28 protein-coding genes are annotated in these 25,881 nt (G+C 70.2%); 17 read left to right on the top strand and 11 right to left on the bottom strand.

The window, feature by feature from the left end; genetic code table 11:
* The first annotated feature begins 29 nt into the window (after positions 1–29).
* Together yczE and ACX80N_RS01785 are read left to right on the top strand one after the other, a co-directional pair.
* Complete coding sequence (yczE, locus tag ACX80N_RS01790) at positions 30–614, top strand: membrane protein YczE (protein ID WP_459338054.1); 585 nt, start codon at positions 30–32, stop codon at positions 612–614.
* A gap of 147 nt (positions 615–761) precedes the next feature.
* Positions 762–1,625: an MBL fold metallo-hydrolase gene (locus ACX80N_RS01785; RefSeq protein ID WP_459338053.1), complete on the top strand. Its 864-nt coding sequence runs from the start codon at positions 762–764 to the stop codon at positions 1,623–1,625.
* Between the two features lie 61 nt (positions 1,626–1,686).
* On the opposite strand, the gene ACX80N_RS01780 is transcribed toward ACX80N_RS01785, so the two are convergent.
* On the bottom strand, positions 1,687–2,961 hold the full coding sequence (locus ACX80N_RS01780; protein WP_459338052.1) for an FAD-binding protein: 1,275 nt from the start codon (positions 2,959–2,961) through the stop codon (positions 1,687–1,689).
* Between the two features lie 143 nt (positions 2,962–3,104).
* Here ACX80N_RS01780 and ACX80N_RS01775 point away from each other — a divergent pair, with 143 nt between their 5' ends.
* The 6 genes from ACX80N_RS01775 to ACX80N_RS01750 all read left to right on the top strand — a co-directional run bounded on the left by ACX80N_RS01775 (position 3,105) and on the right by ACX80N_RS01750 (position 10,212).
* A complete protein-coding gene (locus ACX80N_RS01775) occupies positions 3,105–4,121 on the top strand; it encodes a LacI family DNA-binding transcriptional regulator (protein ID WP_459338051.1) in 1,017 nt (338 codons plus the stop codon).
* Positions 4,122–4,408: 287 nt separating this feature from the next.
* Positions 4,409–5,761, top strand: coding sequence for an ABC transporter substrate-binding protein (locus ACX80N_RS01770; RefSeq protein ID WP_105033088.1), 1,353 nt, complete (start codon positions 4,409–4,411; stop codon positions 5,759–5,761).
* A 102-nt stretch (positions 5,762–5,863) separates the two neighbouring features.
* A complete protein-coding gene (locus tag ACX80N_RS01765; RefSeq protein WP_105033087.1) occupies positions 5,864–6,814 on the top strand; it encodes a carbohydrate ABC transporter permease in 951 nt (316 codons plus the stop codon).
* 3 nt (positions 6,815–6,817) lie between these two features.
* Entirely contained in the window at positions 6,818–7,747 is a 930-nt protein-coding gene (locus tag ACX80N_RS01760; protein ID WP_105033086.1) for a carbohydrate ABC transporter permease, read from the top strand.
* A 48-nt stretch (positions 7,748–7,795) separates the two neighbouring features.
* Positions 7,796–9,307, top strand: a complete 1,512-nt coding sequence (gene arfA / locus ACX80N_RS01755) for an arabinosylfuranosidase ArfA (protein WP_459338050.1) — start codon at positions 7,796–7,798, stop codon at positions 9,305–9,307.
* Positions 9,304–10,212, top strand: coding sequence for an aldose 1-epimerase family protein (locus ACX80N_RS01750; protein WP_459338049.1), 909 nt, complete (start codon positions 9,304–9,306; stop codon positions 10,210–10,212). The genes arfA and ACX80N_RS01750 overlap by 4 nt, the downstream gene beginning before the upstream one ends.
* Here ACX80N_RS01750 and ACX80N_RS01745 read toward each other — a convergent pair.
* The 3 genes from ACX80N_RS01745 to ACX80N_RS01735 all read right to left on the bottom strand — a co-directional run bounded on the left by ACX80N_RS01745 (position 10,199) and on the right by ACX80N_RS01735 (position 12,047).
* A complete protein-coding gene (locus tag ACX80N_RS01745) occupies positions 10,199–10,846 on the bottom strand; it encodes an AAA family ATPase (RefSeq protein ID WP_459338048.1) in 648 nt (215 codons plus the stop codon). The two genes, ACX80N_RS01750 and ACX80N_RS01745, sit on opposite strands and share 14 nt — an antisense overlap.
* 214 nt (positions 10,847–11,060) lie before the next feature.
* Positions 11,061–11,369 carry a hypothetical protein gene (locus tag ACX80N_RS01740; RefSeq protein ID WP_459338047.1) on the bottom strand — a complete coding sequence of 103 codons (309 nt, stop codon included), beginning with the start codon at positions 11,367–11,369 and terminating at the stop codon, positions 11,061–11,063.
* 123 nt (positions 11,370–11,492) lie between these two features.
* Positions 11,493–12,047 (bottom strand): GNAT family N-acetyltransferase, encoded by a 555-nt coding sequence (locus tag ACX80N_RS01735; protein WP_459338046.1) that lies wholly within the window; start codon positions 12,045–12,047, stop codon positions 11,493–11,495.
* A 66-nt stretch (positions 12,048–12,113) separates the two neighbouring features.
* Between ACX80N_RS01735 and ACX80N_RS01730 the strand changes: the two genes are divergently transcribed.
* The 5 genes from ACX80N_RS01730 (at position 12,114) to ACX80N_RS01710 (ending at position 14,027) form a co-directional block, all read left to right on the top strand.
* Positions 12,114–12,521: a DUF1801 domain-containing protein gene (locus tag ACX80N_RS01730; protein ID WP_459338045.1), complete on the top strand. Its 408-nt coding sequence runs from the start codon at positions 12,114–12,116 to the stop codon at positions 12,519–12,521.
* On the top strand, positions 12,518–12,754 hold the full coding sequence (locus ACX80N_RS01725) for a dienelactone hydrolase family protein (RefSeq protein WP_459338044.1): 237 nt from the start codon (positions 12,518–12,520) through the stop codon (positions 12,752–12,754). The genes ACX80N_RS01730 and ACX80N_RS01725 overlap by 4 nt, the downstream gene beginning before the upstream one ends.
* A complete protein-coding gene (locus ACX80N_RS01720) occupies positions 12,744–13,232 on the top strand; it encodes a fluoride efflux transporter FluC (RefSeq protein ID WP_459338043.1) in 489 nt (162 codons plus the stop codon). The genes ACX80N_RS01725 and ACX80N_RS01720 overlap by 11 nt, the downstream gene beginning before the upstream one ends.
* Positions 13,229–13,609, top strand: a complete 381-nt coding sequence (gene crcB / locus ACX80N_RS01715; protein WP_105033078.1) for a fluoride efflux transporter CrcB — start codon at positions 13,229–13,231, stop codon at positions 13,607–13,609. Before ACX80N_RS01720 ends, crcB begins: the two co-directional genes overlap by 4 nt.
* Positions 13,610–13,733: 124 nt before the next feature.
* Positions 13,734–14,027 carry a hypothetical protein gene (locus ACX80N_RS01710; RefSeq protein WP_459338042.1) on the top strand — a complete coding sequence of 98 codons (294 nt, stop codon included), beginning with the start codon at positions 13,734–13,736 and terminating at the stop codon, positions 14,025–14,027.
* 4 nt (positions 14,028–14,031) lie between these two features.
* Here ACX80N_RS01710 and ACX80N_RS01705 read toward each other — a convergent pair whose 3' ends face one another.
* The 3 genes from ACX80N_RS01705 to ACX80N_RS01695 are packed head-to-tail and all read right to left on the bottom strand — an operon-like array spanning position 14,032 to position 15,635.
* On the bottom strand, positions 14,032–14,316 hold the full coding sequence (locus tag ACX80N_RS01705) for a DUF6510 family protein (protein ID WP_105033076.1): 285 nt from the start codon (positions 14,314–14,316) through the stop codon (positions 14,032–14,034).
* A gap of 12 nt (positions 14,317–14,328) precedes the next feature.
* Positions 14,329–15,045 (bottom strand): FAD-binding oxidoreductase, encoded by a 717-nt coding sequence (locus ACX80N_RS01700; RefSeq protein ID WP_459338041.1) that lies wholly within the window; start codon positions 15,043–15,045, stop codon positions 14,329–14,331.
* Positions 15,042–15,635 (bottom strand): sulfite oxidase-like oxidoreductase, encoded by a 594-nt coding sequence (locus ACX80N_RS01695; protein WP_459338040.1) that lies wholly within the window; start codon positions 15,633–15,635, stop codon positions 15,042–15,044. Before ACX80N_RS01695 ends, ACX80N_RS01700 begins: the two co-directional genes overlap by 4 nt.
* Before the next feature lie 181 nt (positions 15,636–15,816).
* Here ACX80N_RS01695 and ACX80N_RS01690 point away from each other — a divergent pair, with 181 nt between their 5' ends.
* A complete protein-coding gene (locus ACX80N_RS01690; RefSeq protein WP_459338039.1) occupies positions 15,817–17,046 on the top strand; it encodes an MFS transporter in 1,230 nt (409 codons plus the stop codon).
* A 16-nt stretch (positions 17,047–17,062) separates the two neighbouring features.
* Here the strand turns inward: ACX80N_RS01690 and ACX80N_RS01685 are convergent, their stop codons facing one another.
* The 3 genes from ACX80N_RS01685 to ACX80N_RS01675 all read right to left on the bottom strand — a co-directional run bounded on the left by ACX80N_RS01685 (position 17,063) and on the right by ACX80N_RS01675 (position 19,839).
* The gene (locus tag ACX80N_RS01685) at positions 17,063–17,656 is read right to left on the bottom strand and encodes a hypothetical protein (RefSeq protein WP_459338038.1); all 594 of its coding nucleotides are present in this window, start codon (positions 17,654–17,656) and stop codon (positions 17,063–17,065) included.
* Between the two features lie 9 nt (positions 17,657–17,665).
* The gene (locus ACX80N_RS01680; protein WP_459338037.1) at positions 17,666–18,814 is read right to left on the bottom strand and encodes a zinc-dependent alcohol dehydrogenase; all 1,149 of its coding nucleotides are present in this window, start codon (positions 18,812–18,814) and stop codon (positions 17,666–17,668) included.
* Between the two features lie 107 nt (positions 18,815–18,921).
* Complete coding sequence (locus tag ACX80N_RS01675) at positions 18,922–19,839, bottom strand: phosphatase PAP2 family protein (protein ID WP_459338036.1); 918 nt, start codon at positions 19,837–19,839, stop codon at positions 18,922–18,924.
* A 90-nt stretch (positions 19,840–19,929) separates the two neighbouring features.
* Between ACX80N_RS01675 and ACX80N_RS01670 the strand changes: the two genes are divergently transcribed.
* The 3 genes from ACX80N_RS01670 (at position 19,930) to menD (ending at position 25,114) form a co-directional block, all read left to right on the top strand.
* Entirely contained in the window at positions 19,930–20,928 is a 999-nt protein-coding gene (locus tag ACX80N_RS01670) for an o-succinylbenzoate synthase (RefSeq protein WP_459338035.1), read from the top strand.
* A 200-nt stretch (positions 20,929–21,128) separates the two neighbouring features.
* A complete protein-coding gene (locus tag ACX80N_RS01665) occupies positions 21,129–23,189 on the top strand; it encodes a PhoX family protein (RefSeq protein WP_459338034.1) in 2,061 nt (686 codons plus the stop codon).
* Positions 23,190–23,308: 119 nt separating this feature from the next.
* Positions 23,309–25,114, top strand: coding sequence for a 2-succinyl-5-enolpyruvyl-6-hydroxy-3-cyclohexene-1-carboxylic-acid synthase (gene menD / locus ACX80N_RS01660; RefSeq protein WP_459338033.1), 1,806 nt, complete (start codon positions 23,309–23,311; stop codon positions 25,112–25,114).
* Between the two features lie 4 nt (positions 25,115–25,118).
* On the opposite strand, the gene ACX80N_RS01655 is transcribed toward menD, so the two are convergent.
* Positions 25,119–25,877 (bottom strand): amino acid ABC transporter ATP-binding protein, encoded by a 759-nt coding sequence (locus tag ACX80N_RS01655; RefSeq protein WP_459338459.1) that lies wholly within the window; start codon positions 25,875–25,877, stop codon positions 25,119–25,121.
* Positions 25,878–25,881 lie beyond the last annotated feature (4 nt).

Below are 25,881 nucleotides of genomic sequence, written 5' to 3'. Positions count from 1 at the left end.
TAAGGCCAATCCACGGCTCTACTGGAGGAATGACGTTCCTCGGTGCCCGGCGCGGCCTGCAGCTCCTCCTCGGCCTGTTCCTCTACGGCTTCTCGCTCGCGATGATGATCCGCGCCACCCTCGGGGTGTCCCCGTGGGACGTCCTCGCGCAGGGCGGATCGCTGCAGAGCGGTATCCCGTTCGGGTTCATGACCAACATCATCGGGGTGATCGTGCTGCTCCTGTGGATCCCGCTGCGGCAGCGGCCGGGGATCGGGACCGTCCTCAACGTCCTGCTCGTGGGTCCGAGCGCCGAGGTGGGGCTCGCGCTCCTGAGCGAGCCTCCGCAGCTGTGGGCGCGGATCCTGCTGTTCACGGGCGGGCTCGTGCTGCTGGCCGTTGCGAGCGGCCTCTACATCGGGGCCCGCCTCGGCCCGGGTCCGCGCGACGGTCTCATGACCGGCGTCCACGCGCGGTTCGGCCTGCCGGTCTGGCTCGTCCGCACGGCCATCGAGGGAACCGTGCTGCTGCTCGGCTGGCTGCTGGGCGGGTCCGTGGGCCTCGGCACCGTGGCGTTCGCGCTCCTCATCGGACCGCTGGTCAACATCGCATTGCCGCTGTTCCGCGTGCCCTAGCGCCCGGGGCGCCGGCCGGACGCCGTCGTCGCCTGACCCGCTCCGATACACGCCTTCGCCTCCCGGCTCGCGGGCGCATGCCGCGTCCCACCCGGCCCCCTCCGCGCCGACCTAGACTGGAACCCCTGCAGTCCGCGAGAGGAATCCATGACCACCGACGTCCCCCGTGCCGAGACCCGCAGCCCCTGGCGTGAACTCGCGCCGGGCATCCATATGCTGCCCACCGCCGGGTTCCGGCTGAACGTCGGTCTGGTGGTCGGTACGGAGCGGGCCCTCGTCGTGGACACCGGAGCCGGGCCCGTGAGTGCAGCCGAGATCTACTCCCATGTGCGGGACGTGACCGGGCTTCCGCTCATCGTCGTCACCACGCATGCCCATGCCGACCACTTCTTCGGCAACAGCTACTTCGCCGCCCAGGGTGTCGAGGAGTTCTGGGCGACGTCGCGGTGCAGCGAGGTGCAGGCCGAGAACGGCGAGGAGCAGCGGGCACTGGTCACCGCCGTCGAACCCGCCATGGCCGCCGGCGACGGCGCGCACGCCGCGATCCTCCGCGCCAACCGGCTGGTGGAGGGCAAACCCGTGGACCTCGACCTCGGTGACCTGTCCGTCACGCTGTTCCACCTCGGGCGCGGCCACACCGACCACGACCTCCTGGTCGGAGCGGGCAGCGTCCTGTTCACCGGGGACCTCGTGGAGGAGGGCGCCGATCCGGCCTTCGAGGACTCGTTCCCCACGGACTGGGTGCGCACCCTCGGCAAGATGGCGGCCCTGGAGGACCTCTACGACGTCTTCGTGCCCGGTCACGGCGAGCCCATGACCGTCGAGGAGGTGGTCACGCAGATGAACAAGATGCGCAGCGCCATCCGGGTGACGAGGCTCGCGATGGACGAGGCGTCGGTGGACATGACCAAGGCCATCCCGCTCCTGCCGTACGGCCCCGAGCAGTCGCGGGTACTGCTCACCCGCCTGCGCACCCTCGCGCACTGGAGCTGGCTGACGCGCAAGCACTAGCACGCGCCGCCGGAGGCGCCGCGTGCCACGGCACCCTGCGGAGCCGGTCAGGCGGTCGTCCTCAGGCGCTCGTCCCGAACACCGTGCGGTCGAGGAAGTCGTTGCGGAACTTCCCCTCGGGATCGAGGCGGCGGGCGAGGGTTCGGAAGTCCTCGAACCGCGGGTACAGCGGTGCCAGCTGCGCGGCGTCCGCCGCGAACAGCTTGCCCCAGTGCGGCCGGGCGGCGAACGGCGCGAGGGCGGCCTCGAGCTCGGGCAGGAGTGCTTCGACCTCCGGCTGCAGCGGCTTCCACGTGAAGTGGAGCCCGATCCCGTCCCGGCCGTAGTTGTTGCTGAGCCACAGCCCGTCGGCCGCCATGGAGCGCACCTCGGACACCTGCAGCAGGGGCGAGATCCGCGGCGCGAGGGACCGCATGGCCTGGATCGCGGCGACGGCATGCTCCCGGCCCACGAGGTACTCGCTCTGCAGCTCCTCGCCGTTGCTGGGAGTGAAAGCGAGCCTGAAGTGTGCGAGCCGGTCCGACCACGGTCCGGGCACGCCGAGCTGCTGCGTGCAGTGGTCGGCCGCCACGCCGGGTACCGGGTGGTACGCACGGTCCGCCGCCTTCCCGCCGTAGAACGAGGACGGAGCGCGCGAGTCGCTGTCGACACGGCTCTTCAGCCAGGCCTGGCCGATGGTGTCGCCGGACCAGTCGGTGAACAGGCTGACGCTGTAGGCGGAGGAGGTCGCGGCGTCGTAGTCCGCCAGCACCGCGTCCCACGGGACGTCCAGGAAGACGTGCTGGCGTACCTCGAAGGTCGGTTCGATGCGCAGCGTCACGCGGTGGACGACCCCCAGCGCGCCGAGACCCACCACCATGCCGTCGAAGCCGTCGTCGCCCTCGGCCACGGCCAGGACGTCGCCGGAGGCGGTGACGATCTCCAGCCCGACGACGGCGGTGGCGAGATTGCCGTTCGCGTTCCCCGAGCCGTGGGTGGCGGTCGCGACGGCTCCGCCGATCGAGATGTGGGGGAGCGACGCCAGGTTGTGCAGCGCGAATCCACGGCGCTGCAGGTGCCCTGCCAGGACGCCGTACCGGACGCCCGCACCGACCGTGACGGTGAGCGCCGCCTCGTCGATCCCGACCGCGGGATCGAGGACGTCGAGTGACACGAGCGTCCCGGGGGTGTCGGCGATATCGTTGAAGGAGTGGCGCGAGCCGAGCGCGCGAACGCGCGTGGATCCTGACACCGCCCGCTGGAGGTCGGCGAGCGAGGTGGGGTGCTCGATCGCGCTGGCTCGGTACTCGTAGTTACCCGCCCAGTTGAGCGTGTCCCTTACCTGTTCCTCGATCATGGTGGTCCCTGTCTGGCCGGTGCCGGATGGCGGAATCGGAGGCTGCGGCAACACTGCCGGCAGATGCCCGCCCATCCTACAACGTTGTAGACTCACCTCACCCGTGAGGTGCAGGACAGCACGGCAGGACCCGAGGGAGCGGCATGGCGGCCACACTGAAGGACGTCGCACTGGTGGCCGGCGTCTCCATCAAGACCGTCTCGAACGTCATCAACGACTACGAGCACATCCGCGCGGAGACGAAGCAGCGCGTCATGGACGCCATCTCCGAACTCGGCTACAGCCCCAACCTCTCCGCGCGCAGCCTGCGCTCGGGCCGCACCGGCGTGATCGGCCTCGCCGTCCCCGAGCTCTCGCTGAGCTACTTCGCGGAACTGGCCGACTCGATCATCAAGGCCGCGGAGCGGCGGGGGCTCAAGGTCCTGATCGAGCAGACAGGGGGGGATCGCGACCACGAGCTCGAGATCCTCTCGAGCCCCCGGCTCCAGATGACGGACGGCCTGCTGTTCAGTCCGCTCGGCATGTCCAACGAGGACGCACACCACCTCAGGGTGAACTTCCCGCTCGTGCTGCTCGGCGAACGCATCTTCGGCGGGCCCACGGACCACGTGACGATGAGCAATGTGGAGTCCGCACGTGCCGCCACCGCCCACCTGCTGTCGAAGGGCCGGCGCCGCATCGCCGTCGTCGGCGGACACCGCGGGGAGGTCATCGGCTCGGCCGGGCTCCGGCTCCGCGGCTATCAGCAGGCGCTCGAGGAGGCGGGCATCCCGTTCGACCCCGACCTCGTGGCCTACACGACGTTCTGGCACCGCTCCAACGGTGCCACCTCCATGCGGGAGCTGCTCGAGACGGGCGTGGAGTTCGACGCCATGTTCGGCATGAACGACACCCTGGCGCTCGGCGCCATGCGCGTGCTGCAGGAGGCCGGACGGCGTATCCCCGACGACGTCGCCGTCATCGGCTTCGACGACCTCGACGAGGGCAGGTACTCCCTGCCCACGCTCTCCACCATCGATCCGGGCCGCGACGAGATCGCCGATACCGCCGTCCGGGTGCTGCAGGAGCGGATCTCCGGACGCGACGCGGACCTCCCCCCGCGCGAACTCGAGGCCCGCTTCGAGGTCATCGAGCGTGAGTCCTCGGCCCTGCCCGGGTGACGTTCCCATCGGCGGCGCAATTTTCGCCACGACCGCTTGACAGTGTCATGGGTCACTCGGCATGCTTCTTCTACAACGTTTACCTACAACGATGTAAATGACGGAACCGGCACTTGCGGAACCTCTCGCCCGGCGAGACGGCCCTGCAGGAGGACGGGCCCGGATCAAGGAAGATTCGAGCGGGCGCACGACGTTGCGCCCCGGTGATCCTCCTCCCTGCAGCACCCGGACCGGCCGCCCTCGGGGCGGACCACGGTGGAAGATCACCGCGAGAGGAAGCAAGAGATATGAAAGCCAAGTTCCTGGCATCGGCAGGCATCGTCGCCGCCACTGCCGTAGCACTGACCGGCTGCTCCGGAGGAAACGGAAGTGGCGGGGGAAGCGGCTCGGAGGCCGCCTCCTGCACCAACACCATCGTCAACGCCGAGGCACCCCAGGTGACCGTGTGGGCCTGGTACCCCGCATTCAACGAGGTCGTCGACCAGTTCAACAATGCCAACGACGACGTCCAGATCTGCTGGACGAACGCCGGCCAGGGCAATGACGAGTACACCAAGTTCTCGACGTCCATCGAGTCCGGTTCGGGCGCTCCCGACGTCATCCAGCTCGAGTCCGAGGTGCTCTCCAGCTTCACGATCCGTGACGCGCTCGTGGACCTGACGGAGTTCGGCGCGAACGACGTCAAGGCCGACTACGCCGAGGGTGCATGGGAGGACGCCTCCAGCGGCGACGCCGTGTACGCGATCCCCGTCGACGGCGGACCCATGGGCATGCTCTACCGCCAGGACATCTTCGACGCCGCGGGTATCGCCGTACCCACCACGTGGGAGGAGTTCCAGGCCGCAGCCGAGAAGCTGAAGGCATCGGGCAACGGCGCGGTGATCGCCGACTTCCCGACCAACGGACGCGCCTTCAATCAGGCCCTGTTCGCGCAGGCAGGCTCCGTTCCCTTCGAATACGACTCCGCGAACCCGCAGGAGATCGGCATCAAGGTCAACGACGAGGGCGCCAAGAAGGTCCTGGAGTACTGGGACGGCCTCGTGAAGGACGGACTCGTCGCGACGGATGACGCCTTCACCGCGGACTACAATACCAAGCTCGTCGACGGCTCCTATGCGGTCTACCTCGCCGCCGCCTGGGGCCCCGGTTACCTGCAGGGTCTGTCCGACGCCGATCCGGATGCCGTCTGGCGTGCGGCTCCGCTCCCGCAGTGGGACGCCGCCAACCCGGTCCAGGTGAACTGGGGCGGTTCCACGTTCGCCGTGACGGAACAGGCGAAGGACAAGGAACTCGCCGCGAAGGTCGCGATGGGCATCTTCGGTAACGAGGAAGGCATGAACCTCGGCGTCGACAAGGGAGCACTCTTCCCGTCCTATGCGCCGGTTCTGGACTCGCCCGAGTTCGCCGACAAGGAGTACGAGTTCTTCGGCGGACAGCAGATCAACAAGGACGTGTTCCTCGAGGCGGCCGCCGGCTACGAGGGCGCTACTTTCAGCCCCTTCCAGAACTACGCCTACGACCAGCTGACCGTCCAGATCTACGCGATGGTCCAGGGTGAGAAGGACGCGAGCCAGGCGCTCGACGACCTCCAGGCATCGCTCGAGCAGTACGCGACCGAGCAGGGCTTCACCATCAAGTAGCCGTCCGGGGTAGGGCGTCCGCCACAGCGCGGGCGCCCACCCGGACCGGTCCCGTGGACCCCGTCCACCGCACATCCGTCCCACAGCTCGAGGAAAGACACCATGGCCACGACCACCGCGCCGACGTCGTCACACAGCGCCGAGGCATCCCAGCAGGTCAAGCACCGACCGGACAGAAGCTACCGGCGCAGGCAGCGTTGGGGCTGGCTGTTCGTGGCGCCCTTCGCCCTCATCTTCCTGACCTTCCTCATCCTGCCCCTGGTCTACGCCTTCAGGATGAGCCTCTTCACGAGCACGCTGGCCACCGGGAACAAGTTCGTGGGTGCCGACAACTACGTCAAGGCGTTCACGGACCCGATCTTCCTCCAGGGGCTCGGGACCGTCGCGAAGTTCGCACTCATCATGATCCCGGCGCAGATGATCGTGGCTCTGGTCGCGGCCCTGGTCCTCGACAACCTCGCCACCTGGGCTTCCAAGTTCTCGCGCCTGATGATCTTCATCCCGTACGCCGTACCGGTGGTCATCGGAGCGCTCATGTGGGGGTTCCTCTACAGTCCCCGCTTCGGCCCGGCGAGTGACATCTTCGCGATCTTCGGCCTGGCCGCGCCGGAGTTCCTGGCGCAGAGCAACATCTTCGGCAGCCTCGTGAACATCGTGACCTGGCAGTGGGCCGGCTACTACATGATCATCATCTACGCAGCGCTCAGGGGCATCGACCCGGGCATCTACGAGGCGGCCGTCCTCGACGGCGCTTCCGACCGGCAGATCGCGACGCGCATCAAGATCCCCATGATCTCGTCCTCGCTCGTCATGGTGGTGATCTTCGCCCTGATCGGGACACTGCAGTTCTTCACAGAACCACAGGTGCTGAGGGCCGTCGCCCAGGGCGCCATACCGACGTCGTACACGCCCAACATGTACGCCTTCTCCCTGGCGTTCTCCTACAGCCAGTTCAACTACGCCTCAGCGATCTCCTTCGCGCTCGGCATCGTGGTCTTCGTGTTCTCGTTCTTCTTCCTCTTCCTGACCCGCAAGCAGAGCGGACTGAAATAAGCCATGGCACTCGTCACAGACACCCCGAAGCAGCGCGACAGTGGCCGGAAGGTCCGCGGTTCCGGCGCACGCAACCGCGCCCGCAACGGAGGCCCGCGCATCGGGTCCCACATCTTCCTGCTCATCCTCGTCATCTACTTCGTCACCCCCATCTGGTGGCTGACCGTCGCGAGCACGAAGGACACCGCCGGACTCTTCGGTGGCTCCGGCGGACCGCTCTGGTTCGACAACGAGTTCCACTTCTTCAGCAACGTGCAGGGACTGTTCGAACGCCAGGACGGGATCTACTGGCGCTGGCTCGGGAACTCGTTCCTGTACGCGATCTCCGGCGGAGTGGGTGCGACCATCCTCGCCGTCCTCGCCGGGTACGGATTCGCGAAGTACAACTTCCGCGGCCGGACCGCCTTCTTCGGCATCCTGCTCGGCGCGGTCATGGTCCCGCTGACGGCCCTGGTCATCCCCACCTTCGTCCTGCTCAGCTCGGTGGGCCTGGTCAACACCATCTGGGCCGTCATCCTGCCCTCGCTCCTCAGCCCCTTCGGCGTGTACCTCATGAGGGTGTTCGCCCAGGAGGCGGTGCCGGACGAGCTGCTCGATGCCGCCCGGATCGACGGCGCGGGCGAGATCCGCACCTTCTTCCAGATCGCCCTGCCGCTGCTGCGCCCGGCCATCGTCACGGTGCTGCTCCTCTCCGTCGTCGGGACCTGGAACAACTTCTTCCTGCCGCTGGCGGTCCTCAGCGATCCGCTGCTGCTCCCGGTCACCGTGGGCCTCAACGGCTGGCAGGCACTCTCGAACGCCGGCAGCGGTGGCGAGGCCCTGTGGAACCTCATCACCACGGGAGCCTTCATCTCGATCATCCCGCTGATCATCGCGTTCCTCTCCCTCCAGAAGTACTGGCAGGGCGGTCTGTCGCTGGGCTCGCTCAAATAGCGCACACTCCGTCCCCGAGCCATGTCACCACGCAGAGAAAGTAGTTTGATGCAGAACGCACGCCTCACCCTCGACCCCTCCTTCACCGTAGGCCCGATCAACCGCAACGTCTTCGGCGGCTTCGTCGAGCACCTCGGCCGCCACGTGTACGACGGCATCTACGAGCCCGGCCACGCGACCGCCGACGACGAGGGCTTCCGCCAGGACGTCATCGAGCTCGTGAAGGAGATGGGCGTCTCCACCATCCGCTACCCCGGCGGCAACTTCGTCTCGGGCTTCCGCTGGGAGGACAGCGTGGGCCCGCGCGAGGAGCGCCCCACACGGCTGGACCTTGCCTGGCACTCCACGGAGACCAACCAGGTGGGCCTGCACGAGTTCGCCTCCTGGCTGCAGAAGGTGGACAGCGAGCTCATGCTCGCCGTGAACCTCGGCACCCGCGGCACCTCCGAGGCACTCGAGCTCCTGGAGTACTCGAACCTGCCCAAGGGCACGGCGCTGTCGGAGCAGCGCATGGCCAACGGGCGGCCCGATCCGTTCGCCGTGAAGATCTGGTGCCTCGGCAACGAGATGGACGGACCCTGGCAGCTCGGGCACCGCTCCGCGGACGACTACGGCAAGATCGCGTCCCGCACGGCGAAGGCCATGCGCCAGCTGGACCCGTCGATCGAGCTCGTGGCCTGCGGTTCCTCCAGCGCCCACATGCCGACCTTCGGGGAGTGGGAGCGCGTGGTCCTCTCACACACCTACGACGATGTCGACTACATCTCCTGCCACGCCTACTACGAGGAGAAGAACGGCGACCTCGGCTCGTTCCTCGCGTCCGCCGTCGACATGGACCACTTCATCGAGTCCGTGGTCGCCACCGCCGACCACGTGAAGGCCGTCCGGGGCAGCTCGAAGACCATCAACATTTCCTTCGACGAATGGAACGTCTGGTACATCAGCCGCTTCGAGAACGTCGACAAGATCCAGGGGCTCGACAACTGGCCCGTGGCACCGCGCCTGCTCGAGGACTGCTACTCCGTGGCGGACGCCGTCGTGTTCGGCAACCTCATGATCTCGCTGCTCAAGCACGCCGACCGTGTCACCTCGGCGTCGCTCGCGCAGCTCGTCAACGTGATCGCCCCCATCATGACGGAGCCGGGCGGACCGGCGTGGCGCCAGACCACGTTCTTCCCCTTCGCCATCACCTCCAGGCTGGCGCAGGGTTCGGTGCTCGAACTCAAGCTCGACGCCGGCACCTACGAGACCGGCGAGTACGGCGAGGTGTCGCTCGTCGATGCCGTGGCCACGCACGACGACGCCACCGGCGCCGCAGCCGTATTCCTCGTCAACCGCTCGCAGACCGAGGAGATCACCGTGACCATCGACATCGAGGCGCTCAGCGGTTTCAGTTCGGTGGATGCACAGTCCCTGTACGATACGGACGTGTATGCGAAGAACACCCTCGAGGAGCCGGAGCGCGTGACCATGAAGCCCAACACCTCGGCGACGCTCGACGGCGGCGCCGTCACCGTCACGCTGCCCCCTGTGTCATGGACGGCCCTGAGCCTCGTATGACCTCTCCCGACTACAGGATCGAGGGCGGCGGCTACACGGCCGTCGTCCTCGGTCTCGGTGCCGCCGTCCGGGAAGTCACCTACGAGGGCCGGCCCCTGGTCGTCGGCTTCGGAGCCGACGAGGAGATGCCCAACTTCCGGGGCGCCTTCGTGGCCCCATGGCCCAACCGGATCGCCGACGGCCGCTACTCGTTCGACGGCTCCTCCTACGAACTGCCGATCAACGAACCCGAACGCGCGACGGCGCTCCACGGGCTCGTGTTCGACGTCCCCTGGACCCTCGTGGACCACACCGCCTCCGCGGTGACGCTCACGTGCGTCATAGCGCCGACGGACGCCTATCCCTTCGAGGTCTCCCTCGAGGCGCGGTTCAGCGTCGGCGCCGAGGGCTTCCGCACGGACGTCACGGCGGTCAACACCGGGGACCGGCGGGCCCCCTACGGTGTCTGCCCCCACCCGTACCTCGTGGCAGGGCCGTCGCCGCTGGACGAATGGGTGCTCGAACTCCCCGCCGCCACGGTCCTGACCGTCACGCCCGACCGCCTGCTGCCCGTGGCGAAGGAGCCTGTGGCCGGGACGCCCTTCGACTTCCGCACGGCGCATCCGCTCGCCGACGTCCAGATCGACCACGCCTTCACCGACCTCACGCGGGACGACTCCGGCCGGACCACCGTCCGGGTCACCGATCCCGCACACGGGACCGGGAGCGCCGTGGTGTGGGACGAGAGCTGCCCGTGGGTGCAGATCCACACCGCCGACCTCCCGCTGAAGCCCGAGAGCACGCGCCTGGGCCTCGCCGTCGAACCCATGACCTGCCCGCCCGGAGCCTTCACCACGGGCGAGGACCTCGTGGTCCTCGAACCGGGCGGGACGCACCGGACCGGCTGGACCATCACCGCGCTGTAGCCGCCGGGGCCCTTCCTGCTGGGCCTGGTCCCGCGGCGCCGTCCGGAACCAGGCCCAGCAGGAAGCGCATGACCGCTTCGCGGTCCGCCGAGGCATCGACCAGCGTGAAGGACCCGTATGCGGGCAGGCGCCGGTAGCCTGCGGCCAGGGACGCGAGTACGGCAGGGCTCTCGTCGTCCGTGGCGCGCCGGCGTATCCGTTCCAGCGCGACGTCGACCGGGAGTTCGAAGTGCGCGACGACGTCGGCAGCGGGCAGCACGCGCTGCAGCCAGGGCACGACGACGCCGCGCGGAAGGCCGCGCGCCTCCCGCAGTGCGAGCTGGCACTCGAGCCCGCGATCGAGGACGACGACGCCGTCGAAGCCGCGGAGCCGCACCTCGTTCACGAGCACATTGACCACGCGCGTCACGGTCTCCAGGGCGTCCTGCACGCGAGGTCCGGGCGTCCGGCCCAGTGCCGCCCACCAGGCAGCCATCGTCCGGCGACCGGCAGGATTCCTCAGCAGGATCGCGGAGCCGCCCCGGGCCTCGATGGTACGCGTGAGATCACGGGCTGCCGTGCTCTTGCCGGAGCCGTCGATGCCGGTGAGGACGATGCGCAGGGTAGGCCTTCCAGAAGGGGATATACGGTTCAACGGGAGGGGACCGGCTCCTGTTCCACGCCCGTGCGGCAGCACGGGCGGAGGGACGGGTGGATGGACGGGTGGTTGGTGGGGCCGCAGCCCGACGGGCCGCGGGACGTCGTCCCTACGGCATCGCGAGCAGGTCGGGCTCGTCCTGCCGCGTCAGCCCGTGGCACCGAGAACGAGGACGCACCTCACCGGGCTCTCCGGACTGAGGGGACGTCCGTCACCGGCGCTGCCGCCCGTGCGCCCCGATGGTCCCGGAGGACTCCACCACGCGCGCGGCGAGTTCGCGGGCGTCGCGCAGCCGCTCGGGCGGGCAGGAGCCAACGGGAGGCATCGAGAACTCGACCGTCGCGGGATCCTCCAAGGGCCGGAGGGCGGCGGATCCGCCGCCGCGGTGGAAGCACGACACCCCGAGGACGATGCCGCCTGCGGCGACCAGGAGCAGCGGGTAGCCGCGGGCGCCGGCGAACAGGGCCAGGAGGCCGAGGGAGATGCTGAGCATGCCGAGTGGGACAAGGAACCGGGTCATCACACGTCCGTCGTCGTTGACTGATGGTGGTGGCACCGATAGTACTCCCCGAGGCGCGGTGCGCCTCCCTCCGGCCGTGGCCGTGTCGGTTCCCGGCGCACGCGGTCGGTGCACCCGGTGCGGTCAGTGCAGGATGCGCTGGTACAGCAGGTGGTCCTCCCAGGCGCCGGCGATGCGCAGGTACGACGGCGCCAGACCGATCAGCGTGAAGCCGGCGCGATGCAGGACCGCCCGCGAGGGTGCGTTTCGGGGCATCACCGAGGCCTGGACGCGGTGCAGCCCGAGCTCTTCCCGGGCATGCTGCAGCACCGACGCGAGCGCCGCCGAGCAGATGCCTCGGCCTCGGAACCGGGAGTCCACCCAGTAACCGACATGGCCGCTGAGGAGGGGCCCCCTGACGATACCGGTCAGGGTGATGGTGCCGATGATGCGGTCCTCCACGACGATGACCCACGGGACGTCGGTACCCGCGGCCCGTGCCTCGAGCCGCCGTGCGACCACCGCGGCCTGGCCCTCGGGCGTGAAGAACGCGTCGTCGCGGGCCGGTTCCCAGGGCGCCGACTGCTCGCGGTCGTCCCGGTACGCGCGGGCGAGGGCGGGGGGATCCGCGGCCTCGAGCAGGCGCATACCGACACCGCCGGGCAGGGCGGGCAGGCTGGGCGGCGTGGGCAGGTGCACCCGCACACAGTAGCCCAGGTGCAGGTGCCCCTTCCGACCAGCACCCGCCGCTGGCACACTGTCTGCATGCCAGCGGCGCCCGACCCCCGGATCGACGACTACATCGCAGCCCTGCCCCCGTGGCAGCAGGAGATCTGCCGCACCGTCCGACGCCTCGTGCACGAGGCGGACCCGGGGGTCGAGGAGACGATCAAGCGCACCCGCCAGCCCTACTTCGTCCTCGAGGGTAACGTCTGCGCGCTGCTCGCCGCGAAGGACCACGTCAACGTGTTCCTGTACGACGGCGGGCTGGCGCCGGACCCCCGGGGCATCATCACCGGTGGACATACCAACACGACGGGCCGGACGGTCGCACTGTACGAGAACGGCCAGCTTGACGAAGCCGCACTGCGGGAGATCCTCCGGTCGATCATCGCCACCAATCGTGCCGGTGGTTGGCGCAGCATCAGGAAGCGTGCCAGCCTAGGCGGATGAGCCCCTCCGTCGACCTCGCCCGCATCGAGGCGCCCGTCCTCACCTTTTACGGGAAGGACGACGAAGCGCTCATGACGGTAGTGCCGGCGGCGGGCGTCGACGTCACAGCCGAGAAGTACCGCGGTGCCGGGCGTGCCTTCTTCGACGACACCGACCGCGTCGCATACCCGCCCGCCGCGGCCGAGGACGCGTGGAACCGCACCCTGGACCTCCTCGCGCAGCATGTCGCCTGAGCCGGGGGAACGGCCGCGTCCGTCACCCGACAGCACGCCGCCGCATCTCCGGCCCGCCTACCTCCTGCTCGTGTTCTGCGGCGGCATGGCCGGGACGCTCGCCCGCTTCGGCCTCGCCGAGGCCCTTCCGGTACCGGCGGGACTTCCCCTCGGGATCCTCCTCATCAACATCGCCGGTGCCCTCGCCCTGGGCTTCCTGCTCGAGGCACTGGCGCTCGGCGGTCCCGATGCGGGGCGCCGTCGTGCGCTGCGCCTGCTGCTCGGCACGGGCTTCCTCGGCGGATTCACCACCTACAGCGCGCTCGCCGTCGACTCCGCGCTCCTGGCCGGCTCCGGCCGTGCGGCCGAGGGCGTGGCCTACCTCGCCGTGTCCGTGCTGATCGGGCTCGTGGCGACGGCGGCGGGCGTCGCCCTCGCGACCCGCCTCCGCCGTCGGCCGCGGAGCGGGCGGGGCACGCCGTCGGGAGCACAACCGTGAGCGTCGGTGTCGTGCTGATGATCGGTATCGCCGGCGGGCTCGGGGCGGTGGCGCGCTTCGTGCTCGACGGCGTCCTGCGCTCGTCGCTGCGCGGCGTGGTCCCGATCGGCACCATGACGGTGAACATCAGCGGATCGCTGCTGCTCGGGCTGCTGACGGGGCTCGTCCTGGCCACGGCCCTTCCGCCCGCATGGACGCTGATCGGCGGGACGGGCTTCCTGGGCGGCTACACCACGTTCAGCACGGCGAGCAGCGAGACGGTACGCCTGCTCCGCACCGGTCACCCCGGGGCGGCGCTCCTTGCGGGTGCGGGGACCGCGGTGGCGGCCACGGTGGCGGCCGGACTCGGCCTCGCGATCGGACTCCTCGCCGGCTAGACCCGACCGGCCCCGGCGGAACGGGCCTTCTCCATGCAGCGGTCCGCACCCCTCTTGACAGGAACGTCGGAGCAGGGACGATCGGAACACGGGACACACGGGTGTCCCCGGTGAGGAGGATCCCATGGCGATGAGCGACGGCGTCGGGGCGGCCGTGCCCCTGCGGGTGTCCGTGGTCGCGGACGAGCCGCCCGGCGCGGATACCGCCGTCCGTGTGCCGCCCGTTGACGACGGACGCGCACCGGACCCGGGCGAGGCGGTGGCGTGGAGCCGACCCGACGACGCCCTGCCCGGCTACGAGAACCCCGCCATCCTGCGGGCCGGGGACTCGGGCCAGACCACCACCTGCGTGGCCGCCGGTGGTCCGCAAACGGACCTGTCCGGCTTAGACGGCGCGGGGGACGGCGGCGGGGAGTAGACCGTCAGGGCTTGCCGATGACGAGATGGCGGACGCCGTCGACGGTGAGGACCTGCCGCCCGCCCTGATCGGTGAGGCAGAGGAGCACCCCGGTGCAGGTGGGACAGCGCAGGACCATTCCCGGTGCCTTCGCGTAGAGCAGGGCCGCGGCCAGGGGAGCCGAGGAGCCGCATCCCGCGCACGTGCACTCCGCACTGGTGAGATCGGAGACGAACTGCTCGAGGGCCCCGGCGAGGGCGTTGCCGTCGAGGTGTTCCTGGTCGAGGGGGTGGTGCCGGGTGTCGTCCATGGCTGTCCCTTCCTATCCTCCGTAGCGTTCGGTGCGGATCCGCCCGACGTCGTGCCCGTCCTCCACGAGCCACGCAGCGACGGTCTCGACGAAGCCCGTCGAGCCGCAGATGTAGACCGACGGCGCGTCGGAGGGCGGGAAGCAGGACGCCGTCACGGCCTCGTGCGTGAGCCGACCGGCCGGCCGGCCGTCGGGCGCCTCACGGGAGTACGCGATGTCGATCATGACCTGGGTGTTCTCCTGGCCGATCACGGCGAGCTCGCCCCGGTAGAACACGGCATCGGGACTGCGCACCGAATACAGCAGGCGGACCGGCACCGCCGAACGTGCCTCGGAATGGGACCGGAGCATCGCCATCAGGGGAACCACCCCCGAGCCTCCGGCGATCAGCTGCAGCGGACCCGCCCGGTCCGGAGTCCAGGTGAACCACCCGCCCACCGGACCGCGGACCTCCAGCTGATCGCCCACGGACAGGACGCCGACCAGGAAGGGCGACACCTCGCCGTCGTCGAGCTCCTCGACCGTGAGTTCCAGCTCGCGCGGCGGCACCCACGCCGCGACGGAGTACGAGCGCACGGCCTGGTAGCCGTCCTCGGCCGTGAGCCGCAGGTCCACGTGCTGACCGGGGGCACCGGTGACGACGTCGGGGAGACGCAGTCTCAGCGTCCGTGCACGGGCGGTCTCGGGGCGCGTGGAACTGACCTCGGCGGTCTGCCATGAGCGCCTCACCAGTAGCGTTCCTCACGCCAGGGGTCACCGTACATGTTGTATCCGTTGGTCTCCCAGAAGCCCGGCGAGTCCTGGTCCATGAGGTGGATCCCGCTGACCCACTTCGCGCTCTTCCAGAAGTACAGGTGAGGCACCAGCAGCCGGGCCGGGCCGCCGTGCGCGGGAGGGAGGGCCTCGCCGTCGAACTCGTGGACGATCCAGGCCCTGCCGTCGAGGAGATCGGCGAGCGGGACGTTGGTGGTGTAGCCGCCGTAGGAGTGCACCATGGAGTACTCGGCGTCGGACCCGACGTCCTCGAACAGGGTGTCGAGGGAGACGCCGCGCCAGGTGGTACCGACCTTCGACCAGTGCGTCACGCAGTGGATGTCCGTGGTGATGTCCTCCTGCGGCAGGGCCTGCAGCTGCGGCCAGTTCCACAGGTGGGTCTGGCCGGGGCCCGCGGCGATCCGGAAGGTCCAGTCCGCAAGGGAGACCCGGGGCGTGGGGCCCGCGGACATCACGGGGAAGCTGCCGGTGAGGTACTGGCCCGGCGGGAGGTCCGTGTCCCGGTTCTGCCGCCTGCCGGTGAAGCCTGAGGTGGGTGTAGCCATGCGGTACTCCCGCGTAGGTGTCGCGCGCCGGATCGGCGGGAAGGGAGGTTCGTACGGGGGAGGTACGAGGAGGCCCGAGGAGAGCCGAGACGAAAGCACGGTACGAAGAAAGGTATTGCACCTGCCGGGCGCTGTCCAGAGCGGCCTCTCCGCGCTCCGTTCCTCGGACTAGGCTGGAACGGTGCCCAAGGAAACCTTCGATCTGCGCGCGATCGCGGTGGGAGCGTACGGTCCGTCGCTGCTCTACGGAGTGGCCACCGGGGCCATCCTGCCCGTCATAGCGCTCACCGCCCGTGACCTCGGCGCCGACGTGGCCACCGCGGCACTGGTCATCACGCTGTCCGGTATCGGCTCCCTCGTCACGAACGTCCCCGCCACCCTGATCGCCACGCGCTTCGGGGAGCGGAAGGCGCTCGTGGGGGCGGCGCTCTGGTGTGCGGCGGCGATGTTCATGGCGCTCGCAGCCCCCACCCTGCCGGTCTTCGCCGCAGCCGTCTTCATGGTGGGGATGGCGGGCGCCGTCTTCGGACTCGCGCGCCAGAGCTACCTGACCGAGGCCGTGCCCCCGCACTTCCGCGCACGGGCGCTCTCCACGCTCGGCGGGGTCACGCGGATCGGCGTCTTCGCCGGCCCCTTCGCCGCGGCGCTGGCCATGAGCGGCCTGGGGCTCGACGGCGCGTACTGGGTGGGAGGCGTCGCGAGCCTCGTCGCTGCCGCCCTCAGCTGGCGGGTCCCCGAACTCGACGTGCCGGCCCGGGGCGCCTCCTCGAGGCCCGGCGAAACCGCGCTGGAGGCCGTCCTCGCGCCGACGGTGCGTTCGGTCATGCGCAGCCATGTCCGGATCTTCGTGACCGTGGGGATCGGGGTGCTGCTCATCGCGGCCGTCCGTGCCACCCGCCAGGCCGTCCTGCCCCTCTGGGCGGAGGACATCGGGCTCGACGCCTCGGCCACCGCGGTGATCTACGGGCTGTCCGGCGCCATCGACATGCTGATCTTCTACCCCTCGGGCAAGGTCATGGACGTGAAGGGCCGCCGCTGGATCGCCGTGCCGTGCATGCTCATCATGGGGACGGCCCTCACACTGCTGCCCCTCACCGACGACGCCGTAGGACTGCTCCTGGTCGCGCTGCTCATCGGCTTCGGCAACGGGATCGGCTCGGGCATCGTCATGACGCTCGGCGCGGACCTGTCGCCCTCACCCGGACGCCCGCAGTTCCTCGGCATCTGGCGCCTGCTCACCGACTTCGGCACCATGGGCGGGCCGGCCCTGCTCGCCCTCGTGACGGCCCTCGCCACCCTCTCGGCAGGCATCTGGTCCACGGCGGTTCTCGGGTTCCTCGGCGCCGGCGTGCTCTGGTACTGGATCCCACGGGCCGCCCCGGGTTCCGCGGAACCGGCGAGGACGCGCTGACCCGGGCGAACCCTCCTCAGCGCCGCCCGCGACGGGTGATGGCACGCACCGCCAGCACGGCTCCCGCGGACGCCGCCACCCAGGGCCCCGCCACGACGATCGGGTCGATCCACTGGTGGTTGACGTCCACCCGCTTCTTGCCGAGGCGCGATGCGATGCCGTGCCTCCGGCCCTCGGACAGGACGCCCGTCTCGGTGATCGGGTTGTCGGGGCGGAGCGTCACGAAGGAGCTCGCATGAGCGCCCCAGGCTTCCACGCGGTCGCCGAGCAGCAGCAGCAGCCAGTGTGCCGCGCGGCCCTCGCTGTAGCGGTAGGCATAGCGCCGGATGCTGCCCGAGACGCCGTGGAGCGGAACGCTCGTCCCGAAGACGGGCGTGAGCTGACCGTGCTCGATGGACCGCTCCCGGCCCTCGCTGTCCGGCTGCTCGTCGGGGTAGTCCCAGTGGGCGCCGGTGCCCTCGGGGTCGTAGACCTCGCGGGGGTAGGACGGACGATCCTTCCGGTCGAGGTCCACGCCCCACCCGGGGATCCGTGCGCGCAACGCCTCGGCGGTGGGGATGTCCTTGGGTTTGTTCGCGACGTAGGGCGTCGAAGGCCCGGATGCTGCCATGGTGGTCTCCTAGCTGGGGTTCGCGATGATGAGCGTCTTGATGCAGTTGTCGAGCTTCGCCGAGAACATGTGGTACCCCTCGGCGATGTCCTCGAGCGGGATCCGGTGCGTCACGATGTCGTTGGGCTTCAGGTAGCCGTTCTGGATGTGCTCGAAGAGGCGGGGCCACTGCCGCTTCACCGGTGTCTGGTTCATGCGCAGCGTGAGTCCCTTGTTGAGGGCGTCACCGAACTTGACTGCACTGAAGATGGGACCGTAGGCGCCGACGACGGACACCGTCCCTCCCTTGCGCGCGGAGTCGATGGCCCAGTTCAGGGCGATGGGCGAGCCGCCCTGGAGCTTGAGCTTGGTGCCCGTGACCTGCTGGATGAAGTTGCCGTCCGCCTCGGCGCCGACGGCGTCGATCACCACGTCGGCGCCGAGGAAGTCGGTGGTCTTCTTCATCTCGACGATGATGTCGTCGTACTCCGCGAAGTTGAAGGTCTCGGCGTGGGCGAAGGCGCGTGCCTTCTCGAGCCGGTACTCGAGATGGTCGATGACGATCACGCGGCCGGCCCCCATGAGCCAGGAGGACTTCGCAGCGTAGAGGCCCACGGGGCCGGCGCCGAACACGATCACCGTGTCACCCTCGGCGATGCTGCCGAGCTGCGCACCGAAGTACCCGGTGGCCAGGGCGTCCGTGAGCAGCACGGCGTCCTCGCTGTCCATCCAGTCCGGGATGATCGTGGGCCCGACGTCGGCGAACGGCACGCGTACGAACTCCGCCTGCCCGCCGTCGTACCCACCGGTGGTGTGCGAGTAGCCGTAGATGCCGCCCACCGCCGTCGCGTTCGGATTCACGTTGTGGCAGTTGGAGTAGAGACCACGCGCGCAGAAGTAGCAGGAGCCGCAGTAGATGTTGAAGGGGACCATCACGCGGTCGCCACGCTTCAGGTTCTGCACCGACGGCCCTACCTCCTCGACCACGCCGATGAACTCGTGGCCGAACGTGTGGCCGATCCGCGTGTCCGGCATGAGCCCGTGGTAGAGGTGCAGGTCTGAGCCGCAGATCGCCGCGGTCGTCACCTTGATGATGGCGTCGTTCGGGTGCTCGATCTTCGGCATCGGCTTGTCCTCGACCCGGATCTTGTAGGGCCCGCGGTACACCATGGCTTTCATCGGTCGCCTCTTTCCGTCGCTTGTCCGGTCAGCGTTGCACCGTCTCGCCGATGCTTCAACGGCACGGCGCCGCAGGGAAAATTCCGTGCGGAGGGACCCGCGGGATGTTAAGGGAGCTGCGCCCGGTCCGTGGTCCTGCCGGCCTGTGCCGCGAAGAGCCAGCCCGCGGCGGCCGAGAGAGTGAAACCGACCCCGACGATCCAGCCGAGCCCCCACCAGAAGAACAGGGGCACGGTCGCCGTCCCGGGCTCGGACGCCGGGCCGATCACCTGCACGGAGGCGTAGAGTGCCGCGGACACGGCCAGGCTGCCGAGCCCTGCGCACCAGCACAGCACCAGCCAGCCACGGGACGACGCCCAGTGCCCGCCGAAGCCGTCCCAGCTGTTCCAGCCATGGCCTGTCCGCAGGATCACCAGGCCTCCCAGGAGCGTCCAGGCACCCACCACCAGGAGGGCGGCGACGACGTCGGCCGGGCGGTGCCACAGGTTGATGAAGGTCGCCGCCCCCGCGAGAACCGAGTACGCGCCGCCTGCCGCCGCGGTGACCGGTCGCCAGCGCGGCGGCGCGATGATGAAGACGGCCGCGGCAGCCGATGCCGCGAGGGTTGTATGTCCGGAGGGTAATGAATTGAAGGCCAGGGTCGCGACGCCGCGGTCCGGCCGGTCGAAGACCACGTTCTTGAGGAGCTGCGTGGTCAGGTTCGAGGCCAAAATGACGGCGACGGCGACCGCCGCCGCGCCGTACCGCCGGCGACGGAACGCGACGAAGAGGATCGCAGCGGCGGCGAGGACCACGGAGATGGCGGGCAGCGTGTCGAGGAACCGAAGGAACGGCCCCTGGCTCTCGGGTGCCGCCACCCCCGCCTCGCGCCACGCGGACTCGTCAGCGAACTGGCCCGTGGTGGTGCGGACGAACGCCCAGTACGTCCAGCCGAGGGCCGCCGCACAGGCCACGGCCGCCAGCACGAACAGCAGCGGTGAGCGTGCTGCCCGGTCCGGTCCCGTGGAGGTTCGTTGCGACGACATATCCCTCCATGCTTCCACACGATCCTGCGCGTCCCGTCATCATCCCGTGACCCCCCGCTGACCGTTCCCGGCCTCCCGTAGCCTGAGGTCGTGCACCCGAACCCGCCCCTGCCTCCCCTCGAGGAACTCGCCGCATCCGCGCGCGTCGTCTCGGTCCCCATGCGCGTCCGCTTCCGCGGCGTCCTCGTGCGCGAGGCGCTCCTGCTGCGCGGACCCGCTGGCTGGGGGGAGTTCTGTCCCTTCCTGGAGTACGACGACGCCGAGTCAGCGCCCTGGCTCGCGTGCGCGGTGGAGGCGGCGTGGCAGGGGTTCCCGGACCCGGTCCGCACGTCCGTCCCCGTCAACGCGACGGTCCCCGCCGTCGGGCCGCGCGAGGTGGAGGATGTGCTGGCACGTTTCGGGGCCGTGGACGCGGTCAAGGTCAAGGTCGCCGAGAAGGGGCAGGGACTGGCGGATGACGTCGCGCGGGTCGCGGAGGTGCGGAGGCTCCTGCCCGACGCCGGCATCAAGGTCGATGCCAACGGCGGCTGGACGCAGGACGGGGCGCTCGAGGCCCTCGAGGCCCTGGGCCCCTTCAACCTGCAGTACGTGGAGCAGCCCGTGGCGGACATCGCCGGGCTGCGGGCCGTCCGGCTCGAGCTGCGGCGCCGCGGCGAGGAGGTCCTCGTCGCCGCCGACGAGAGCGTGCGGCGGCAGGAGGACCCGCTGCTCGTCGCACGGGAGGACGCCGCGGACCTCCTCGTCATCAAGGCGCCACCCCTCGGCGGTGTCCGGAGGGCCCTCGGGATCATCGACGCCGCAGGGCTGCCCGCGGTGATCAGCTCGGCGCTGGACACCTCCGTGGGCATCCGGGCCGGCGTGGCCCTCGCCGCAGCCCTGCCCGACCTGCCCTTCGCCTGCGGGCTCGCCACGGTGTCCCTCATGGCGGGCGATGTCACCCGCCACTCCCTCGTGCCCGAGGGCGGCCGGCTCCCGGTACGGGAGGTCGAGGTCTCCGAGGGCCTGCTGGAGCGCTTCGCGGCCGCACCGGACAGGGCGCAGTGGTGGCTCGAGCGGCTCGGGCGCGCCCACGCCGTCCTCGCGGCCTGAGTCGGGCCGCTCCCTCGGGAGGTCGCGGGATCGAAGGGGCCCCGGACGCGGGTCTGCAGGCGGGCCGGGTGGCCGCGGGGCGGGCGGGTCCTGTTCGGGCCGCGTTCACGCGGTGTTCACCGGGCGGCACCTCGGCTGTTCAGGTGCTCTCGGCAGGGTGGGGGCGAACGCCGTTCATCCTGTTGAGAGGTACCACCCCCATGACTGAAACCACGCGCCGCCTGCTGCCCATGCTCGGCCACACGAAGGGGAAGCGCAGTGCCGTCACCTGCGCGCTCAAGTGTGACAATGCGTGCTTCGATGCCGTCTGCAACACGTCGAGCAACAACTACTTCCGCGACATCGTCTCGCGTGAGTTCTCGCGCCGCAGTGCTCTCGGCGCAGGCGCCGCGGGCGCGCTGACGCTGCTCGTCACCTCCCAGACGGGTGCCGGCACGGCCGTGGCAGCACCGCCGCCCGGCAAGGGGTACCTGAAGAGCAACCTGCCTTTCGACCCGATCGCCCCCGTGGACGCCCTCGTGGACGACATGACTGTGCCCCAGGGCTACGACTGGAACCCGGTCATCCGCTGGGGTGACCCCCTCTTCCGCACCTCGCCGGCCTTCGATCCGAACAACCAGACCGCAGCGGCGCAGGCCCTGCAGTTCGGGTACAACTGCGACTACACGGACGTCATCGAGATCGAGGGCAGCAAGGGCCGCCGCGCGGTGCTGTTCGCCAACCACGAGTACACCAACGAGAACATCATGGTGCCGCCGACGCTGCCCGCCGCCGAGGTGCGGGGCATCGGCAAGGCCGCCCACGGCCTGTCCGTCGTCGAACTCGAGCGCAAGAACAAGAACAAGCCGTGGTCCTACGTGCAGGGCGCGCCGCTCAACCGCCGCTACCTGACCACCACCCCGTACGAGGTCACCGGCCCCGCCGCCGGATCGGACCTGCTGAAGACCAAGGACGACCCCGCCGGCCGCAGCATCCTCGGTACCCTGGGCAACTGCGCCGGCGGCACCACGCCGTGGGGCACCATCCTCTCCGGCGAGGAGAACTTCAACGGCTACTTCGTGGCAGCCGGCACCAGCGACGGCGACCGGCGCTACGGCATCACCAGCAAGCCGACGGCACGCGGCTGGGAGATCGACGAGGCACGCTGGGACACCCGCAACGCGGGGTACGAGAACGAGAAGCACCGCTTCGGGTACATCGTGGAGGTGGACCCCTTCGATCCGACGTCCACCCCGAAGAAGCACTCGGCGCTGGGACGCTTCAAGCACGAGGGCGCCAATGTGACCGTCGCCTCCGACGGCCGCGTGGTGGCGTACATGGGTGACGACGAGCGCTTCGACTACCTGTACAAGTTCGTGTCGAAGAACAGGGTCCAGCCGGGCACCAGCCCTGCCGCGCGCAGGGCCAACATGACGCTGCTGAGCGAGGGCTCCCTCTACGTGGCGCGTTTCCAGGGCAACTCAGTGGCTGAGATCGACGGCACCGGCACGCTCCCCTCGGACGGTGCCTTCGACGGCGTCGGCGAGTGGCTGCCGCTGCTCATCGACAACAGGTCCGTGGTCGCGGGCATGAGCGCCGCCGAGGTCGCCGTCTTCACCCGCCTCGCGGCGGACAAGATGGGTGCCACGAAGATGGACCGCTGCGAGGACGTCGAGCCGAACCCCGCCACGGGCAAGGTCTATGTCGCCTGCACCAACAACACCAACCGCGGCGTCGGCACCGCAGCCGTGGCGGACGAGGCCAATCCGCGCACCGCCAACCGCGACGGCCACGTCGTGGAGCTCACCGAGGCGGGCGGCAACGCGACGGGGACCCGCTTCACCTGGAACCTGCTCCTGGTCTGCGGCGATCCGGCCCGCAACCCCGCCACCTACTTCGGCGGCTACCCGAAGGACAAGGTCTCGCCGATCTCCTGCCCGGACAATGTGGCCTTCGACTCCGAGGGCAACCTCTGGATCTCGACGGACGGCCAGCCGAGCACCATCGGGTTCAACGACGGGCTGTTCAAGGTGCAGCTCGAGGGCGCGGAGCGCGGCCGCGTCGAGCAGTTCCTCGCCGTCCCGCGTGACGCCGAGACCTGCGGCCCGGTCATCCACGACCAGGACGGCACCGTCTTCGTCGCCGTGCAGCACCCCGGCGAGGACGGGAAGTGGGGGGCGCAGAACTCGCTCTTCCCCGACTACGTGCCGGCCGGCACGGTTCCCGGCAAGGGCGAGGCCGCCCTCCCGCGCCCCTCCGTGGTGCAGGTCTTCCGCGGCTAGGACCGCCTGCCCGCCGTCCCGGGTCCGTACGGCGCGGACGGCGGAGGCACGGGGCCCCACCTGATGCACCCCCGTCTCCGGCCGGGGGTGCATCCGTGTCCGGGTGGAAGGATGGATACGTGACAGAACCAGCAGCCACCCCGTCCGTGCCCGTCGATTCCGCCACCTCGGCCGCACGCGCCGTCCGCGCCCTCGTGGACGGGGGCGTCACCGACGTCGTCGTCGCGCCCGGATCCCGCAGCGCGCCCCTCGCATACGCGCTGGCCGACGCCGAGGCGGCCGGCCTGGTGCGGCTGCACGTGCGCATCGACGAGCGCGCCGGTGCCTTCACCGCCCTCGGTCTGGCGCTCGGCGGGCAGCGCCCGGCCGCCGTCGTGACGACGTCGGGGACCGCGGTGGGCGAACTCCTGCCGGCCGTCATGGAGGCGAACCACGCGGCGGTGCCGCTGGTCGTCGTGTCCGCGGACCGGCCCGCCGAGCTCCGGGGGACCGGGGCCAACCAAACCACGGTGCAGTCGGGCCTGTTCGGTGTGCACGTCCGTGCCGGCATCGACGTCGCGGCCGGTGAGGACCCCGCGTTGCCCGTCGCGGCGGCACTGCGCGCCGCCGTCGGGGGGCCCGAGCAGGGCATGCCCTCGCATGCAGCCGGACCGGTGCACCTCAACCTCGCCTTCCGGGACCCGCTGGTGCCCGACGGCGCAGGCCCCGACGCAGCCGGGGCGCAGATGCACGGGGGAGGACGCCACGGCGCCGCGGGGGACGGACGCCTCCGCACCATCGGTGCGTCCACCGCCGACGGTGCGTCCGCCGCCGACGGGGCGGCGGGGGCCGAGGGGACGGCGGGCGGCGCCGGGGACAGCAGCACTGGCGCAACGGATGTCAGCACAGGCACGGCGGGCAGGACCGTCGTCGTCGCCGGACACGGGGCGGGGGAACTCGCGGCCGTCTTCGCCGCCCATCTCGACCTCCCGCTGCTCGCCGAGCCGTCGTCGAACGCCCGCTTCGGCAGCAGCGCCATCGCGCCCTACCGGCTGCTGCTCGAGCACCTCGGGCCCGCCGTCACGCGCGTGGTGGTGTTCGGCCGCCCCACGCTGTCCCGTCCCGTCACCGCGCTGCTGGCCCGGCCCGACGTCGAGCACGCCCTGTACCTGCCCGAGCCCGTGGCCTGGTTCGAGGAGGGCCGGCGCACCGAGCGCATCATCGACACCCTGCCCGAGCTGCTGGCGTTCGCGGGCCGCGGCGGGGACGGCTGGCTGCTGTCCTGGCGGGAGGCCGGCGCCGCCGCCGAGGCCGCCATCCAGTCCCTCCTCGCCGGCGAGGACGGCATCACCGGGCTGCACGTGGCAGACGCCGTCTGGGAGCACACCGACGGCAACCTGGTGCTCGGCTCCTCCAATCCCATCCGCGACGTGGACCTCGTAGCCGCCGCCGACTGGCATCCGCTGGAGGTCTTCGCCAACCGCGGGCTCGCCGGGATCGACGGCACCGTCTCGACGGCCACGGGGGTGGCTCTCGCCGCGGGCATCCCGACCCGCGCCCTCCTGGGCGACGTGACGTTCCTGCACGACGCCGGCGGCCTGCTCCTCGGCAGCGGCGAGGCGCAGCCGGACCTGCAGATCGTGGTCCTCAACGACGCCGGCGGCGGGATCTTCGGTCTCCTGGAGCACGGGGCGGAGACGACGACGGCGCGCTACGGCGCCGTCGTCGAACGCCTCTTCGGCACCCCGCACTCCGTCGATCTGGCGGCGCTGGCAGGGGCGCACGGCGTGCCCTTCCAGCGGGTGACGACGCTCGAGGAGCTGGATACGGCGATGGAGCGGCCCATCACGGGCCGCTCCATCGTCGAGGTGCGCGCCGAGCGCAGCACGCTCCGCGACCTGCATGCACGCATCCGCCGGGCGGTGGCGGACACGCTCACCCGGTAGGGCCTCAGAGCACCTTCGAGAGGAAGAGCCTGGTGCGCTCGTGCTGCGGGTCGCCGAGGACGTCCTCGGGCCTGCCCTGCTCCACCACCACGCCGCCGTCCATGAAGACCACGCGGTCGCCGACCTCGCGGGCGAAGCCCATCTCGTGGGTGACGACCATCATCGTCATGCCCTCGCGGGCCAGCTGCTTCATGACCTCGAGCACGTCGCCCACGAGCTCGGGATCCAGGGCGCTGGTGGGCTCGTCGAAGAGCATCATGTCCGGGTCCATGGACAGTGCGCGGGCGATGGCGACGCGCTGCTGCTGGCCGCCGGAGAGCTGGGCGGGGAAGGCGTCGGCCTTCTCCGCCAGTCCCACCTTCTCGAGGTTCCGCTGCGCGATCGTGGTGGCCTCGGCCCTGCCCCGCTTCTTGGCGCGCTGCTGTGCGAGGGTGAGGTTCCTCAGCACGGTCAGGTGGGGGAAGAGGTTGAACTGCTGGAAGACCATCCCGATGCGCGTCCGGACGCCGTCGAGATCGGTCTCACCGTCCGTGATGTCCACGCCCTCCACCATGACGGTGCCGCTGGTGGGCTCCTCGAGCCGGTTCACGCAGCGCAGCAGGGTGGACTTGCCCGAACCGGACGGGCCGATCACGCACACCACCTCGCCCTGGTCCACGTGGAAGTCGATGCCCTTGAGCACCTCGTTGCTGCCGAAGGACTTGTGCAGCGCCCGGATCTCGATCGCGGGGACTGCCGCAGCGCCTGTTGCCGGATGGGCCACAGGG

This window comes from Arthrobacter sp. MDT2-16 (assembly GCF_054510925.1).
The sequence above is the reverse complement of the archived record's forward strand: the minus strand, read 5'-3'. Positions and strand labels throughout refer to the sequence as shown.

Coding starts and splice junctions, on each gene's coding strand:
- ACX80N_RS01730 (WP_459338045.1), top strand. CDS start 12,114: ATGCCAGCGGCGCCCGACCCCCGGATCGACGACTACATCGCAGCCCTG.
- ACX80N_RS01740 (WP_459338047.1), bottom strand. CDS start 11,369: ATGACCCGGTTCCTTGTCCCACTCGGCATGCTCAGCATCTCCCTCGGC.
- ACX80N_RS01780 (WP_459338052.1), bottom strand. CDS start 2,961: ATGATCGAGGAACAGGTAAGGGACACGCTCAACTGGGCGGGTAACTAC.
- ACX80N_RS01760 (WP_105033086.1), top strand. CDS start 6,818: ATGGCACTCGTCACAGACACCCCGAAGCAGCGCGACAGTGGCCGGAAG.
- ACX80N_RS01725 (WP_459338044.1), top strand. CDS start 12,518: ATGAGCCCCTCCGTCGACCTCGCCCGCATCGAGGCGCCCGTCCTCACC.
- ACX80N_RS01675 (WP_459338036.1), bottom strand. CDS start 19,839: ATGTCGTCGCAACGAACCTCCACGGGACCGGACCGGGCAGCACGCTCA.
- ACX80N_RS01775 (WP_459338051.1), top strand. CDS start 3,105: ATGGCGGCCACACTGAAGGACGTCGCACTGGTGGCCGGCGTCTCCATC.
- ACX80N_RS01665 (WP_459338034.1), top strand. CDS start 21,129: ATGACTGAAACCACGCGCCGCCTGCTGCCCATGCTCGGCCACACGAAG.
- ACX80N_RS01705 (WP_105033076.1), bottom strand. CDS start 14,316: ATGGACGACACCCGGCACCACCCCCTCGACCAGGAACACCTCGACGGC.
- ACX80N_RS01770 (WP_105033088.1), top strand. CDS start 4,409: ATGAAAGCCAAGTTCCTGGCATCGGCAGGCATCGTCGCCGCCACTGCC.
- ACX80N_RS01695 (WP_459338040.1), bottom strand. CDS start 15,635: ATGGCTACACCCACCTCAGGCTTCACCGGCAGGCGGCAGAACCGGGAC.
- ACX80N_RS01785 (WP_459338053.1), top strand. CDS start 762: ATGACCACCGACGTCCCCCGTGCCGAGACCCGCAGCCCCTGGCGTGAA.
- ACX80N_RS01680 (WP_459338037.1), bottom strand. CDS start 18,814: ATGAAAGCCATGGTGTACCGCGGGCCCTACAAGATCCGGGTCGAGGAC.
- ACX80N_RS01750 (WP_459338049.1), top strand. CDS start 9,304: ATGACCTCTCCCGACTACAGGATCGAGGGCGGCGGCTACACGGCCGTC.
- ACX80N_RS01765 (WP_105033087.1), top strand. CDS start 5,864: ATGGCCACGACCACCGCGCCGACGTCGTCACACAGCGCCGAGGCATCC.
- arfA (WP_459338050.1), top strand. CDS start 7,796: ATGCAGAACGCACGCCTCACCCTCGACCCCTCCTTCACCGTAGGCCCG.
- ACX80N_RS01720 (WP_459338043.1), top strand. CDS start 12,744: ATGTCGCCTGAGCCGGGGGAACGGCCGCGTCCGTCACCCGACAGCACG.
- yczE (WP_459338054.1), top strand. CDS start 30: ATGACGTTCCTCGGTGCCCGGCGCGGCCTGCAGCTCCTCCTCGGCCTG.
- ACX80N_RS01710 (WP_459338042.1), top strand. CDS start 13,734: ATGGCGATGAGCGACGGCGTCGGGGCGGCCGTGCCCCTGCGGGTGTCC.
- ACX80N_RS01685 (WP_459338038.1), bottom strand. CDS start 17,656: ATGGCAGCATCCGGGCCTTCGACGCCCTACGTCGCGAACAAACCCAAG.